A 15,337-nucleotide genomic window follows, 5' to 3' on the forward strand; every position below is an offset into this window, starting at 1 on the left:
CGTCATTGATCCGGATATGTTTTTTGAAGAAATGTGACGGACTGTTCAATTAATTTTTTTAAAACAGACACATCAATATCTGCCAATTTGTTAATGTAAACGCAGGATTTACCGGCAGTATGTTTGCCTAATTCATTCAATAATTCTTCCTTTGCTGGATCACATGCAGAGAGGTAAAGACTCAGCTTTGCTTTCCGGGGTGAAAAGCCGACAAGCGGAGCGTCTCCTTCATGACCGGACTCGTATTTGTAATGGTAGGAACCGAACCCGATAATGCTAGGGCCCCACATTTTTGCTTCGTATCCAGTCACTTCCGTAAAAATATCAAGCAATTGATAAGCATCTTCTCGTTTCTTGAGGCTATCAACCTTTTCTATGAACTCAATCACATCGTTATCATTTTGCTTTGTTTTTAACTCATACATGTCTGGAGCCTCCTTCTTTCAATAACTCAATTAAGGCTAGTCTATATTAGAAGAGTGTTGTTGGCTATAACTATGTTGGGGATTGCAGAAGACTTTCATAACTTGGGTCAAAAGAATCAAAGGAAATCCCGAGCTTCCCGGCGAAATTTAATTTATGAAAGAGATTACTTTGTTGAGGAGGGGGATAATGAAAAAGCTCTTTGCCGTCATTGCCGTCGTTATTTTATTATTGAGCTTCCCACTTTCGGTTGGTCATGCAGAAGTAAGTGGTCCGAAGGAACAGCACTATTCGGTTCTGTTTAATAAGAAAGCCGTTCCTTCCGAATTTGAACAGCAGATAAAAACGTTGGGTGGAGAAGTCACCTATACAGTTCCAGAAATTGGCTTTGCAGAAGTGAAGGTTCCGTCAAAGGCATTTAGCAAATTGAAAGGGATTTCCGGTGTAAGCGCAGCTAATCCTTCAATCAAATGGAACATTCCTATGGCTCACAAGATCGAGGCCAGCCATGTAAATCCAGACAATGCTGCTCTTTGGGACAAGCAATGGGATATTCAGCGCATCACTCATAATGGGGAAAGCTACAAGCTTGGGACAGGTTCCCATGATGTTGTTGTGGGAATTATTGATACAGGAATCGATCGAAATCATCCAGATTTGGTGAAAAACCTGATGCCTGGCTCCAAAAACTTTGTTCCGGTTGGTGGGTACCAAGGTGCGGAACCTTATGAAAATGGAGATCCTAATGCCTTCGATGACTTTCATGGACATGGAAGCCATGTTGCGGGTTCTATCGCTGCAAATGGAGCCATGCTGGGGGTGGCACCAGATGTGGGAATCCGGTCTTATCGTGTATTTGGCACTAGCTCTGCTGAAACTTCATGGATTATTGCAGCCATGGTTGCGGCTGCCAACGATGGGGTAGATGTCATTTCCATGAGTTTAGGCGGATTTGACGTCAAAGGACAAATTTTTTATGTTGACCCAGAAACAGGGAAAAAAGAAAACCTTGGAAATGACGTAGCGGATTTTAATGCTTACAAACGTGCTGTGGAATATGCGACAAGCAAAGGGTCCCTTGTAGTTGTGGCCGCAGGAAATGAGAGTCTGAATGCAACGAATAAAAAAACGGTTTTGGATTATATCAACTTAGAACTTGCCGAATATGGACTTTATGCTGTTGGCGCCGGGTTTGAAGTGCCGGGTATTATTCCGGGTGTGGTGACAGTTTCTGCCACAGGACCGAAAGACGTTCTGGCAAACTACTCAAACTACGGACCTGGCTTTATAGACGTTGCCGCAGTGGGCGGCGATGCCAGGATGTATGATCAGTATGAAGCAGAAGGAAGACTTGATGAATATATCAGCTATGGCCTGTTTGAACAAGAGTTCAATCTGAGCACAAGTCAGGATGGCGGGTATTATTGGTCCATTGGTACATCTATGGCGGCTCCAAAGGTATCAGCTGTGGCAGCACTGCTAATAGACAAACATGGAAAAATGACGCCGAAAAAACTGGAGGATCTGTTATACAAAACTGCGGTGGACCCGGTAAAGGGTACTGATAAAAAGAACTTTGGAAACGGGCATTTGAATGCTTATAAAGCTTTAAGATAAAGAACTTCGGATCTGCAAAATAAACATATGAATTCATATAAAGGGAGCTCTTATGGAACAAAATCAATCAAAAAAGTTGTATGACTATCATGTCTGGGCTAATAAACAAGTGATTCAGCATTTAACACAAATGCCCGAAAGCATTTTAAACAGCACGGTTCAAAGCATATTTCGATCCATCCATGACGTTCTGGTCCATCTTTATACAGTAGACATTGTTTGGCTGGGGACGATGAAAGGAAACAACTTTCAAGATACCATAGAAGAAGTTGAGCGGCGAAAGTCAGAAATAACGGGAGCATCCATAGATAAATTCGAGGTGCTATATGAAGAACTCTCAAAAGAGTTTTATCAATTTTTAAGCGAGCAGGACGATTTTGAACAGGTCATTGTTGCAGAGCACCCTCGGTATGGACAATGTGAATTTAAACTTGCGGATCTTATCCAGCATGTTGTTAATCACGGGACGTATCATCGGGGAAATGTGACTGCTATGCTCCACCAACAAGGTGAACGAGGTGTTCCAACAGATTATGTGTTTTTTTTAATGAGATGATATGGCCGATTGCACAGAGGCTAGAGAAAAAACTGATCAAAATCTTAAACGGCGCGAGAAATCAACGTTTCTAAAACTGATTTCTCGCGCTTTTCAGAGCTGAAAATCTTAATTTTACTTAAAAAATACACTTGTGTTCTATCCTCTTCTTTTTTTATCAAGAATTCTTGTAATCCAATTGTAATAATTGATACATCGGTGTAAACTTAAGAGAGTAGCAGAATTATATTTTGTACGGGTAAATCTTGATAAAAAGGAGAATTTTTCAAGTGGCTGGGCGGACTAAATTATTTGGTTGGATTCTTTTGTTTTTGGTGATTTTTCTTATAATCGGAGGAGTTGATAAACTGGTAAATGGTTCAATCAAGGCGAAAAGCCAGGAAGAAATCCAAGATGAGAAAGTGATCAGCAAGTATCCAAAAATCAACTTGAAAACTGTAACAAAACAAACGGATACATATACATATTCGATCAATGAACCTGATATCGATAGTGAGAAAGTCAATCAATCTATTAATAAATGGATCAAGGGACAAAAGAAGAGGTTTGTAAAAGAAGCTGAACAAAACGAAACCGGGATGTCAGACGGTATGCGCGCCGATCTTAACATTCAGATGGAGACCCACCGTATTACCGAACATTATTATAGCCTAGTTTTCAGAACGTATATGATAAACGGGGGAGCAAACGGACAGAATACAGTGAAAGTATTCAACATCGATATTGAACATGACCGTTTTCTGAAAATCAGGGATATTTTGGATCTGAATCAAGATCATTTGGAAGGTATTCAAAAGACTATTTGGAAGGAGCTTCATAATCAGAAGGATATTCAGCCCTATTTGTTGGTTGAGGAGTTTAATCAGTGGGTGAAGCATCCGGAAGATTGGGAATGGTCTATCGATCGGAAGAACTTTTCCTTATACATAGATGAATATCAAATTGCTGAGGGAGCCGCTGGCGCTATTGAAATTGATATCCCTGTTGAAAAGATGTATATCTATCTGCAGGAAGACGTTGATTCATTTTTAAAAATGCCTAAAGAGCAGCGGCTTGAAAAAGAAAAAATTATCCAAAAGGAACAGTTGAAGTTGGATCCGGATGGGAAATATGTGGCGTTGACTTTCGATGATGGACCAAGCGCAGATGTAACACCGAGAGTATTGAAAACATTGAAGGAACACAATGCCAAGGCCACTTTCTTCATGCTTGGAAACCAAGTGGATTTCTATCCAGAGCTTGCCCGAAAGGTAGCGGAGGATGGTCATGAGATCGGGAATCATTCTAAGAGCCACCCGAACCTATCAAAATTAGGGTTGGAGAAAATAAAAGAAGAAATGAACTATACGAAGGAGAAGATTGTAGAAGCTACTGGGATTACTCCTCGTCTACTCCGTCCTCCTTATGGAGCCTATAACGACCATTTTCTTACATACGCAAAAGACAACGGTGACTCTATCATTCTTTGGTCTGTTGATTCTCTGGATTGGAAGAGTCGAAATGCTTTTTCGGTAAAAAAGAAAGTTGAAAGCAGCGTTGCTCCGGGGGGGATTGTTCTAATGCATGATATCCATCCCTCAACAGCAGATGCATTGCCGTCTCTTTTGACTCAGTTGGAAAAGGAAGGTTACCAATTTGTCACGGTGTCCCAGCTGCTCAATTGGAAAAAAGAGCAAGGAATCGGACCGCATTTTGGAAGCTTGAAATAACAGATTTGAGGGGAGCAGCGCAAGCTGTTCCTTTTGTTTTTCGGTAAGAAAGTATAAAATCAAATGAAATATTTAGTTAGAATTAAGTTTTTCTACGCATAGCTACGACGCACAGGATGTACTAGTGCGAGCGAAGCGACAGGACGCCGCTGAACTGAGCCCGCCGACGCCACCAGGCAGCTCACAAGTCAAATTGTTGTGGTGGCTGGGGAACTCCCACATCAAAATTCGCCTTGTGCTGTGCGCGCCTTCCGTTTTTCTTATGTGTTGACATGTCTTCGTTCTGTATGTTATTAAATTAGTTATTAGCACTCGTGTGGATAGAGTGCCAAGGATTAATAGAAAGGGGATATTTAAATGGCAAAGCAGGCTTTCAAAGCAGAGTCGAAAAGATTGCTCGATATGATGATCAATTCCATTTACTCCAATCGTGAGATTTTTTTGAGGGAATTGATTTCCAACGCAAGTGATGCGATTGACAAGATGTATTATAAGGCGCTGACGGATGATTCCTTGGCGTTTAATCGTGAGGACTATTACATAAGAGTCGATGTTGATAAAGAGAGCCGAACCTTGAAAGTGACGGATACCGGAATCGGAATGACGGAAGAGGAGCTCGAAAATAATCTTGGCGTAATTGCGAAGAGCGGCTCGCTGGCTTTTAAAAGTGAAAATGAGATCAAAGATGGCCACGATATTATCGGCCAATTCGGTGTGGGCTTTTATTCTGCTTTTATGGTAGCGGATAAGGTGACGGTTTTAACAAAGGCATTTGGCAATGATCAGGCCTTTAAATGGGAATCTACTGGCGCTGACGGTTATACAATTGAACCTTATGAGAAAGAGAATGTGGGAACCGAAATCATTTTAAAGATCAAGGAAAACACTGAGGATGAAAATTATGATGAGTATTTGGAAGAGTATCGTTTAAGATCAATCATTAAAAAATACTCTGATTTTATCCGCTATCCAATCAAGATGGAAGTCACAGAAAGCAGACTGAAAGAAGATAGCGAAAACGAATTTGAGGAATACAAAGAGGAACAGACAATCAATAGCATGGTTCCGATTTGGAGAAAGAACAAAAGCGAACTGACTGACGAAGACTACGTGAATTTTTATCAGGAGAAACATTATGGTTTTGACAAGCCGCTCAAACATATCCATATAAAAGTAGATGGCACTGTAAGGTATAATGCTATCTTGTTTATTCCAGAAAATATTCCTTTTGATTATTACTCAAAAGAATTTGAAAAAGGGCTAGAGCTGTATTCGAGCGGTGTGCTCATTATGGAAAAATGCGCAGACCTACTGCCAGACTATTTCAGCTTTGTCAAAGGGATGGTTGATTCCGAAGACTTGTCTCTGAATATTTCAAGGGAAATTTTACAGCAAGACCGTCAATTGAAATTTATCGCAAAAAATATCCAAAGTAAAATCAAACGTGAATTAGAGAACTTTTTAAAGAACGACAGGGAGAAATATGAACTGTTCTACAAATCTTTCGGCCGCCAGCTTAAATTTGGCGTCTATAACAATTTTGGGCAGGATAAAGACGTATTGAAGGATCTGTTATTGTTCTATTCTTCCAAAGAGGAAAAGCTTGTCACGCTCGATGAGTATGTTTCCAGAATGCCAGAAGACCAGAAGTACATTTACTATGCAACTGGTGAAACAAATGAAAGAATCGCCCGGATGCCACAGACTGAGCTTGTGGCAGACAAGGGGTATGAGATTCTATACTTCACGGAAGATGTCGATGAATTTGCGATAAAAATGCTGATGTCCTATAAGGATAAAGAATTTAAATCAGTGGCAAGCGGCGACTTGGGCATTGATGAAGAAAGCAAGGAGAAGATAGAGGCGGAAGAAAAGGAAAATAAAGATCTTCTGGATTATATGAAGGAGACTCTTTCCGGAAAAGTGAAGGACGTCAAAATTTCAACACGCCTTAAAAATTATCCAGTATGCTTGACCACTGAAGGGGAAGTATCCATTGAAATGGAAAAAATCCTCAGTGCCATGCCGAATAATCAAGAAGTAAAAGCCGATAAAATCCTGGAAATTAACGCAGATCATGATGTGTTTACATCATTGAAAGCTGCCTACGAACAAGACATAGATAAAGTCGGCCTTTACACCAACCTCCTTTATAACCAGGCTCTCTTGATTGAAGGATTGCCTATTGAAGACCCAATAGAATTTACAAACGATATTTGCAAAGTCATGGTGTAATTCTTTGGCATAATGGGCGAGTCATGCGTGGACTTGGCTAGTATCTCCCAAAATCAGCTGGCATTTCTGCAAAGCGAAGAATGTTTCGCAAAAGCACTTAAGATTTTAATAAAAGGTCCAATGATCAGGCCAATTGGCTATTTAAGAGCTGCCACATCATGAGGTGGCAGCTCCATTTTAACTTTATTCAGCAGAAGTCTCCCACTTCTGTAAGTGGTGAAATGAATGCTTAGTGGTATTCATTTCAGCGGGGGTTCAAACTTAGGCTGAATAAAGTTAAGCCACCGGCGGATCGAGCCTAAAGCTCGATAAAATCTGGGCGCAAATACGCCAAGGCGTATTGGATTGAAAACTTGGAGGTATGCACATTGTCGAATCCGTTTGAACATTTTACTCCAGATTTTTGTACGTCAGGTACTTTTATGAGGCTGCCCTCTGAAAGGGAAGACCCGAAAGTAGCTATACTAGGGATGCCTTTTGATACGGCAGCTTCCTATAGGGCAGGCGCGCGGTTTGGCCCACAGGCCATTCGGCAGGCATCTGTGACTTTATCGCCGCAGAATGAATCGCTAAAGGTTTCTCCTTTTGAAGATACGCGGGCAATTGATATAGGGGATTTGCCTGTGATCACCCAAAATATTCATAAAAGTTATGATATTATGGAAAAAGCTATGTTGGAATTGATGGAGAAAAACATCATTCCTATTGGACTGGGAGGGGATCACTCCATCACATTGGCAAGCCTGCGTGCTGCAGCCAAAGTACATGGGCCGGTGGCTTTGCTTCAATTTGATTCTCATACAGATACGTGGGATACATATATGGATGAAAAATACTGGCATGGCTCCCCTTTTATACGAGCTTATGAAGAGGGGCTTGTACAACCGGATAAAGTTGTCCAAATAGGTATGCGCGGTTGGGATATAGATTCCAGTTTGGAGTTGGGATACAATGTGGTTACACAGGATGAGCTGTTCAACCGGGGAATTGACGATGTTGTTCAGCAGGTAAAAGAAGTAATTGGTGACACACCTTGTTTTTTGACATTTGATATTGATTTTGTTGACCCTGCTTATGCACCAGGTACCGGAACTCCAGAGGTCGGAGGATTTAGTAGCTATGAAGCTTTAAAAATGGTCCGTTCTCTGACGGATATGAATTTCATTGGATTTGACCTAGTTGAAGTATTGCCTTCATTCGATCCAACCCAAATAACAGCCCTGTTGGCTGCGACCCTTGTTCATAACTTTGGAAGTCTCGCTGCTGTTCGAGTAAATAAAGAAGGAATAAAATAAATGAAACCGCTCCATGCTGAGCGGTTTTTAAAATGAGTTGAATGGGCCTATTTTAGGAAAAGAACAAAATAGCTTGTTCATGTATAATAGAATTGTATGTAAAAAAGGAGGTCAAAAAGTATGCCTGCTGATATTAAATTAATTTCTGAAAAACTTCCGGATCTTTTTTCAGGGGATTCGGATGATATAGCACGAAAAATAGACAAATCTCAGGACTATATGGAAGGTGTCAGAAATCTTATTGAGCTTTGTGGAGATGATCCTAATCGGGAAGGCCTTGAAGAAACGCCATTCAGGGTTTTAAAAGCGTTCCTTGAATATACGGAAGGATATAAGGAGAATCCTGCTGTTCACTTGGAGAAAACCTTTGATGTACAACATAAAGAGCTAGTTTTGGTTAAAAATATTGAGTTTTATTCTATGTGCGAGCATCATTTTGCACCGTTTTTTGGTGTGGCTCATGTTGGATACATGCCTGATGCTAAAATTACAGGTTTATCAAAAATTGGCCGGATGGTTGAAGGATATGCTAAACGTTTCCAAGTTCAGGAAAGACTAACAAATGAGATTGCGAATGCCATAACGGATATTTTAGAGCCTCAAGGGACAATGGTTGTGATTGAGGCGAAACATATGTGCATGTGTGGAAGAGGGATAAAAAAGTCCAACTCTTCGACAACAACAACGGCTGTTAGAGGTTTGTTTGAGGAAAGATCTGATGCACGCATGGAATTTTTATCTCTGATCAATCGGTAATCGTCACAGTGCTCTGAAAGGGTGAAGAGGTGAGTGAAATGAGACATGCAATTATCACGGCAGGCTCAAAAGGAATTGGCCGTAAAGTTACCGAGGCATTTCTTCAGAAGGGCTGTAGTGTGACTGTGAATTATTATAGCGACGAAGACAGAATCAAGGAACTTATCGAGGAATGGGAGCCTTATCAAGACCGGTTGCAGTTTGTTCAGGGGAATGTAACTCGGAAAGAAGATATTACTAACATTGTTGAGCAGGCGATGAGCAGATTTGGCAGAATCGATTATTTGATTAATAATGCTGGTCCGTATATTTTCGAGAGAAAAAAACTGGTGGATTATGAAGATAGTGAATGGTACGAGATGATTGACGGGAATTTAAACGCCGTTTACCACTTTTTAAAACTAACCATTCCGGTGATGAGAAAGCAAAGGTTTGGAAGAATTATCACCTACGGCTTTCAGGATGCTGAACATTCACCAGGATGGATGTACCGTTCCGCTTTCAGTGCAGCCAAAGTGGGGCTGGCCTCACTGACGAAGACCATTGCTTTTGAAGAAGCAGAATACGGAATTACAGCTAATATGGTCTGTCCAGGGGATATTGTCGGAGAAATGAAAGAAGCTGGTATTGAAGCGGCTAGAGAAATAAAACATGAGCAGACACCGATTGGCAGATCTGGTACAGGGGAAGATATTGCTCGGCTGATTTGTTTTATTTGCGATAAAGATTCAGATTTGATTACTGGCAGTATTATTTCTGCTTCAGGCGGAATTAATGTTGTCAACCGATATAAAAAATAAGGCTGAATAAGTAGTATATTTCTTAAAAAATCACATCAGAAAAGCGCGAGGAATCAATGTTTTAAAATTGATTCCTCGCGCTTATTAGGTTTTAACCAGTTTTGTTACACCTATGGGAGCGACTAATGGGCATGCTGTAAAACTTCCAATAAATTATAGGGTTTGGTCAATGTTTCAACGAAGCAAAGGCGGTATCAAACCAGGTTTCTGAATTATTTTTTGGAGAAAATCCTTCCGTCATCAAGCATATCCTATCTATTAAAAGCCTTTATTTATTAAATTTGTCATTTCCTGGGGAATGTTAACAGGAATTGTCGGATGGTGGCAGATAAAAACCCGAATGCTTTCAGAGCATTCGGGTTTAGAAGTTTTAATAATAGACTTTGATTTTTACCGTTCTTACGCCCCAGTTTAAAGCTTTCTTTTTGGTAGGCATATGAAGATCGATTTTGTTTTTCTTAATGGCTCCGCCAGTATCTCCTGCAACTGCCATCCCGTATCCTTCAACATATACTTTGGAACCGAGTGGAATTTGCTTTGGATCAACAGAAATAACTTTAGCATTTGGGTTTTTATTTAGGTTGATGCCAGTAGCTGTAATACCGCTGCAACCTTTGCATTTCGCAGTATAGGCGGTTGCTTTTACTGTCATCGTTTTATAGGCAGCTTTTTTCTTAGTTGTTTTTTTCTTCGCTGTAGTTTTCTTAGCTACTGCCTTTTTTGCTGGGGCTTTCTTAGCAACTTTCTTAGCAGTAGTTTTTTTAACAGTTGCCTTTTTGGCTTTAGATTTTGCTGCAGGTTTAGTAATCTTCAAAACTTGGTTTATTCTGATGTTATCACTTTTCAGGCCGTTCCAGCTTTTAATCTGTTTAACGGTTACCTTATGTTTGTTTGCGATTTTCCATAATGAATCGCCTTTTTGTACTTTATATGTAGTGCTGGCGGCTGAGGAGGCTCCTGTGAAACCAAATACTAGAAATAAAGCGGTTAAGGCTGATATTACGATTTTCTTCAAAATAATGAACCCCTTTTGTTCTTGGTAGGCTCAGTATAACAATCAAATGTAACAAGAATGTTTCAAAGGTATAGTATTTATGTTACAAATGGTGAATTATGGTTTTTTTTCCAAGAAGATTTGAATGGTAATAATGTATCTTACTAGATATCAAGCGTATATTATTGGTACTCTATCATTTTTTTCAAGGAAGTTTCTCTTTGCTGAGGGTGTTGAGACTTTTACGATTATAATCCATTTTCAAATTCATTATCATATATAGGGTGAGCATTTAAGTTGATAAAAACCAGTTTTAACTTCATTCAGTAGAAGTGTCCCACTTCTGTAAGTGGCAAGATAGAAGCTTGGCGCAAATATGCCAAGGCGCATTTGATTTATGCTTTATTAAGCTGAAAACAACTATTGACCTTCCATTATAATGATTGATAAAATAACTTAACATCTAAAAAAATAAGCGATGAGGGTTATGGGTAACACTATAACAAGAGCAGCTTCTGGAGAGACCGTGCAAAGCGCGGCGCCGAAGGATTCACAATCTCAGGCAAAAGGACAGAAGAGTAACCTACGAACGTTTTTTTGTATGTTATTCTACTATCTTTGAGATTGGAGCAGCTCCAATCTTTTTTTTGTTTTATAAAAAATATTTTTGAGGTGACGTGCAAATGGAGAAGAGACGTGCGGTAGTAAGCGTAGTGGGAAAAGATCAGGTTGGTATTATTGCGAGTGTTACGAAAATACTTGCTGACAATCAGGTGAATGTCCTCGATATAAGCCAGACGATTTTGCAGGACTTTTTTACGATGATGATGGTAGTTGATGTATCTGAAATAGAAAACCTGCACTCTTTGCAGAAGCAATTTGATGAGCTTGGAGATAGGATTGGACAGAAGATCAATATTCAGCAAGAAGAAATATTTCAATCCATGCACCGGATTTAAGAAGGGGGTTTGATCATGAATATAGCTTTGACTGAAATGATGGAAACAATTAGAATGGTTCAGATGGAAAATCTGGATATACGTACAGTCACAATGGGGATCAGTTTGTTAGATTGTGCAGATTCTGATTTTGAAAAAATGAATAAACAGGTTTATGACAAGATTACAGGCTATGCCGGCCGCCTAAAAAGTGTTGCTGAAGAAGTGGAAAAAGAATATGGGATTCCGATTGTCAACAAACGAATTTCTGTGACACCTATTGCGGAAATTTTAGGAAATGCTACAAAAGAGCAGGCGATTGAGCTGGCCAAAACGCTTGATAAAGCAGCCAAGACCCTCGGCGTTGATTTTATTGGTGGATATTCGGCTCTTGTACATAAAGGAATCACCAAAGGAGATCAAACGCTGCTTGATGCGCTTCCGGAGGCACTAAGCGTGACTGAGCGGGTCTGTTCGTCGGTTTCTGTTGCTACAACGAGGACAGGTATCAATATGGATGCTGTAGGTTTAATGGGGAACATCATTAAGGAAGCAGCAGATAGGACAAAAGATCAAAACGGACTAGCCTGCGCGAAGCTAGTTGTATTTAGCAACCCGGTTGAGGATAACCCTTTTATGGCGGGTGCCTTCCATGGTACAGGCGAAGGGGAGGTTGTCTTAAATGTTGGGGTCAGCGGACCTGGGGTTGTTCTGAATGCTTTAAGGCGTCATCCTGATGCGGATCTTGGTCAGGTGGCGGATGTCATCAAAAAAACCGTCTTCAAGATAACACGTGCCGGCGAATTAATTGGAAGGGTAGTGGCAGATCGTTTGGACGTGCCTTTCGGAATCATGGATTTATCACTCGCACCAACAAATGCACTAAACGACAGTGTGGCGGAAATCCTTGAAGAAATTGGATTGGAGCGAGTTGGAACCCACGGAACGATTGCAGCGCTTGCTTTGATGAATGATGCAGTTAAAAAAGGAGGCGCAATGGCGAGCTCTTATGTTGGCGGTTTGAGCGGTGCTTTCATTCCTGTTAGTGAGGATGAAGGGATGATCCGCGGGATCATGGATAATGCACTAACCTTATCCAAGCTTGAAGCCATGACGTGCGTCTGTTCTGTTGGTTTAGATATGATTGCATTATCCGGAGATGCTTCCCCGGAAACCTTAGCTGCCATTATAGCTGATGAAGCGGCTATTGGCATGATTAACAAAAAGACGACAGCCGTTCGTGTTATCCCCGTTCCGGGCAAAGAAGAGGGGGACATGGTAGAATTCGGCGGACTGCTAGGGCGGGCACCTGTATTGGGAGTCAACAATTTTAGTTCGGAAAAGTTCATTCGCAGAGGTGGACGTATTCCTGCACCATTGCAGTCATTAATTAATTAAAATGAAAACTTTTCAAAGCTTATATGAAATATCCTCATCGGGATTGCTGGTTAAAGCCGGCAGTTCCGATTTTTTTATAAAAGTTAGCTAAATTAAACTCCGTATTTTTTTAATTTTTAAATAATTGTATTGAGATTCAGGGATGTTGGTTGTATAATTTGGTAAACGCTTACATTATTTTAAAATAACAAAATCCGAGGAGGGGGAAGGAATGGCACTGTTTGTTGAATGGCTTAATGGTGTGTTATGGAGTTCTCCAATCATTTATTTGTCACTAGGAATAGGGGTTCTTTTTTCAATTATGACTCGGTTCTTGCAACTTCGGCTGATTAAAGATATGGTAATTCAGCTCTTCTCAGGAAAAAGCTCGGACGCAGGAATTTCATCTTTTCAGGCAATGTCTGTTGCACTTTCCGGTCGTGTCGGAACTGGTAATATAGCCGGTACGGCAACTGCAATTGCCTTTGGCGGCCCTGGCGCTATTTTTTGGATGTGGGCTATTGCATTCCTTGGTGCAAGCACGGCCTATGTTGAATCAACGTTAGCGCAAATATATAAAGTGAAGCAGGATGGTCAATACCGCGGTGGACCAGCTTATTATATTGAAAAAGGGATGGGGAAGAAGTGGTACGCGATAATTTTTGCGGTGGCTTCAGCAATAGCCATGTCGCTGCTCATGCCGGGTGTCCAGGCGAATTCAATTGCGATGGGACTTGATAATGCATTTGGTTTAAGTAAATTGATTACAGGTATCATCATCGTATTATTATTGGGATTTATCATTTTTGGTGGTATTAAACGCATTGCACATGCTGCACAATTAATTGTTCCTTTCATGGCAGTCGGATATGTCCTTGTTTCTTTAATTGTCATTGCTTTTAACATAACGGAATTACCAGCAATCTTTGTATTGATTTTTAAAAGTGCTTTCGGCTTTGATGCTGCCTTCGGAGGAATTATTGGAATGGCAATCTCTTGGGGAGTGAAACGCGGAATCTATTCGAACGAAGCAGGCCAAGGATCAGGAGCACATGCTGCAGGGGCAGCAGAAGTATCTCATCCAGCAAAACAAGGGCTAGTTCAAGCCTTTTCTGTTTATATTGATACACTTATCGTCTGTTCTGCGACTGCTTTCATGATTATTATCACAGGGATGTACAATACAGTTCGGCCGGATAATACATTCATCGTGAAGCGATTGGGCGATGTCGAGCCAGGCCCTATTTATACTCAAGCTGCTGTTGAAACCGTCTTGCCCGGCTTTGGTGCAGGTTTTGTTGCAATTGCTCTCTTCTTCTTTGCATTTACAACAATCATGGCCTATTACTACATTGCCGAAACAAATATAGCTTATCTCACCCGGGAAAGAGACGGACGGTTAGCTATGTTTGTTGTTAAGATTGTTCTATTAGCTGCCTCTTTTTATGGAAGTGTAAAAACAGCAAAGGTTGCGTGGGATCTCGGAGATATTGGTCTTGGAATGATGGTTTGGCTAAACTTAATAGCCATCCTGATTCTTTATAAACCGGCTATGCTCGCTTTAAAAGATTATGAACAGCAACGTAAAGAAGGAAAGGATCCTGTTTTTGACCCGGAAAAAATAGGAATTAAAAATGCGGACTTTTGGGAAAGCGAGGATTTTGATAAACGTGATGTTAGCTAATTTGTAAAATGCATTTTTTAGGGCAAACCGGCCACTTTCTATGTTCAGGGGAGGATTTTATAAAAAAAAGCTCCCGGGTTACCAGTCCGGGAGCTAAATGGCATACGAATGACTTCAACTATTAACTTACTTCAACGCTTCTAAATACAATTCATTCACTTTATCCCAATTCACAGTGTTCCACCAATTCGTGACGAATTCCGGTCGCCTGTTCTGATACTTTAAATAATAAGCATGCTCCCAGACATCAATGACAAGCAGCGGTTTTTTCCCGGCCATTAATGGTGTGTCCTGATTTGCTGTACTTATGACTTCTAATTCATTCCCATTAAGTACTAGCCAGCCGTATCCACTACCAAACCGGGAAACGGCTGCTTTGGACAGCTTATCTTTAAAGTCATCAAAAGTTTTAAAGTAAAGGTCGATGGCTTTGGCTATATCTCCCTTTGGTTCATCACCTCCTTTAGGACTCATCACTTCCCAAAATAAGCTATGGCAATAATGCCCTCCACCGTTATTTCTTACACCTGTTTGCACTTCTTCGGGCAAAGAGTTCAAATTACTGAGTAAGTATTCAACAGATTTACTTTTTAAATCATCGTGCCCCGCTAATACATTATTTAAATTCTTGACGTATGTAGCATGATGTTTATCATGGTGAATCTCCAGTGTACGTGCGTCAATATATGGCTCCAGTTCATCATAATCATAGCTTAGCGCAGGCAAAACAAATGAAGACATTCCGTTATCTCCTTCTTTCTCAATTAAGTTTACTTAGGTAAAAAAAGTTTACCTTATGCAAAATTTACAATATCTATATTCAAAAGTCAATTGGCTTGTGAAAAAATAGGAATTTAGTATGACGTTTAAATAGGGCTGGCGTATTTAAAAAGTGAGCCGTACTGTTAAAAAGCACGAAGTTCTTGATTTTAAGAGCACTTTCACATGAAGGG

Annotated in this window: 13 protein-coding genes and 1 riboswitch; of the genes, 10 read left to right on the forward strand and 3 right to left on the reverse strand. The window is 40.5% G+C overall.

Features of this window, described 5'->3' with window-relative positions:
• Positions 1-2: 2 nt before the first annotated feature.
• On the reverse strand, positions 3-425 hold the full coding sequence (locus H9631_RS10105) for a DUF1801 domain-containing protein (RefSeq protein ID WP_191812393.1): 423 nt from the start codon (positions 423-425) through the stop codon (positions 3-5).
• A gap of 187 nt (positions 426-612) precedes the next feature.
• Here H9631_RS10105 and H9631_RS10110 point away from each other — a divergent pair, with 187 nt between their 5' ends.
• The 7 genes from H9631_RS10110 (at position 613) to H9631_RS10140 (ending at position 9,391) form a co-directional block, all read left to right on the forward strand.
• Positions 613-2,040: a S8 family peptidase gene (locus H9631_RS10110; protein ID WP_191812395.1), complete on the forward strand. Its 1,428-nt coding sequence runs from the start codon at positions 613-615 to the stop codon at positions 2,038-2,040.
• A 52-nt stretch (positions 2,041-2,092) separates the two neighbouring features.
• Positions 2,093-2,596, forward strand: a complete 504-nt coding sequence (locus tag H9631_RS10115; protein WP_191812397.1) for a DinB family protein — start codon at positions 2,093-2,095, stop codon at positions 2,594-2,596.
• A gap of 269 nt (positions 2,597-2,865) precedes the next feature.
• Positions 2,866-4,305, forward strand: a complete 1,440-nt coding sequence (locus tag H9631_RS10120) for a polysaccharide deacetylase family protein (protein ID WP_191812399.1) — start codon at positions 2,866-2,868, stop codon at positions 4,303-4,305.
• A 357-nt stretch (positions 4,306-4,662) separates the two neighbouring features.
• Positions 4,663-6,540: a molecular chaperone HtpG gene (htpG, locus tag H9631_RS10125; RefSeq protein ID WP_191812401.1), complete on the forward strand. Its 1,878-nt coding sequence runs from the start codon at positions 4,663-4,665 to the stop codon at positions 6,538-6,540.
• 422 nt (positions 6,541-6,962) lie between these two features.
• Positions 6,963-7,835, forward strand: coding sequence for an agmatinase (speB, locus tag H9631_RS10130; RefSeq protein WP_191812510.1), 873 nt, complete (start codon positions 6,963-6,965; stop codon positions 7,833-7,835).
• A gap of 219 nt (positions 7,836-8,054) precedes the next feature.
• The gene (folE, locus tag H9631_RS10135) at positions 8,055-8,591 is read left to right on the forward strand and encodes a GTP cyclohydrolase I FolE (protein WP_404801730.1); all 537 of its coding nucleotides are present in this window, start codon (positions 8,055-8,057) and stop codon (positions 8,589-8,591) included.
• Positions 8,592-8,629: 38 nt separating this feature from the next.
• Positions 8,630-9,391, forward strand: coding sequence for an SDR family oxidoreductase (locus H9631_RS10140; protein WP_191812405.1), 762 nt, complete (start codon positions 8,630-8,632; stop codon positions 9,389-9,391).
• A 370-nt stretch (positions 9,392-9,761) separates the two neighbouring features.
• On the opposite strand, the gene H9631_RS10145 is transcribed toward H9631_RS10140, so the two are convergent.
• Positions 9,762-10,406, reverse strand: coding sequence for a 3D domain-containing protein (locus H9631_RS10145; RefSeq protein WP_191812407.1), 645 nt, complete (start codon positions 10,404-10,406; stop codon positions 9,762-9,764).
• Between the two features lie 484 nt (positions 10,407-10,890).
• Positions 10,891-10,969: riboswitch (glycine riboswitch) on the forward strand.
• A 99-nt stretch (positions 10,970-11,068) separates the two neighbouring features.
• On the opposite strand from H9631_RS10145, the gene H9631_RS10150 reads away from it, so the two are divergent.
• The 3 genes from H9631_RS10150 to H9631_RS10160 all read left to right on the forward strand — a co-directional run bounded on the left by H9631_RS10150 (position 11,069) and on the right by H9631_RS10160 (position 14,384).
• Positions 11,069-11,344, forward strand: a complete 276-nt coding sequence (locus H9631_RS10150; RefSeq protein ID WP_191812409.1) for an ACT domain-containing protein — start codon at positions 11,069-11,071, stop codon at positions 11,342-11,344.
• Positions 11,345-11,359: 15 nt separating this feature from the next.
• Positions 11,360-12,721 (forward strand): PFL family protein, encoded by a 1,362-nt coding sequence (locus H9631_RS10155; RefSeq protein WP_191812411.1) that lies wholly within the window; start codon positions 11,360-11,362, stop codon positions 12,719-12,721.
• Between the two features lie 211 nt (positions 12,722-12,932).
• Positions 12,933-14,384 (forward strand): alanine/glycine:cation symporter family protein, encoded by a 1,452-nt coding sequence (locus H9631_RS10160; RefSeq protein WP_191812413.1) that lies wholly within the window; start codon positions 12,933-12,935, stop codon positions 14,382-14,384.
• A 126-nt stretch (positions 14,385-14,510) separates the two neighbouring features.
• Here H9631_RS10160 and H9631_RS10165 read toward each other — a convergent pair whose 3' ends face one another.
• Positions 14,511-15,125 carry a superoxide dismutase gene (locus tag H9631_RS10165; protein ID WP_191812415.1) on the reverse strand — a complete coding sequence of 205 codons (615 nt, stop codon included), beginning with the start codon at positions 15,123-15,125 and terminating at the stop codon, positions 14,511-14,513.
• Positions 15,126-15,337 lie beyond the last annotated feature (212 nt).

It is taken from the genome of Bacillus norwichensis (genome assembly GCF_014836955.1).
Taxonomy (GTDB): Bacteria; Bacillota; Bacilli; order Bacillales; family Bacillaceae_C; genus Siminovitchia; species Siminovitchia norwichensis.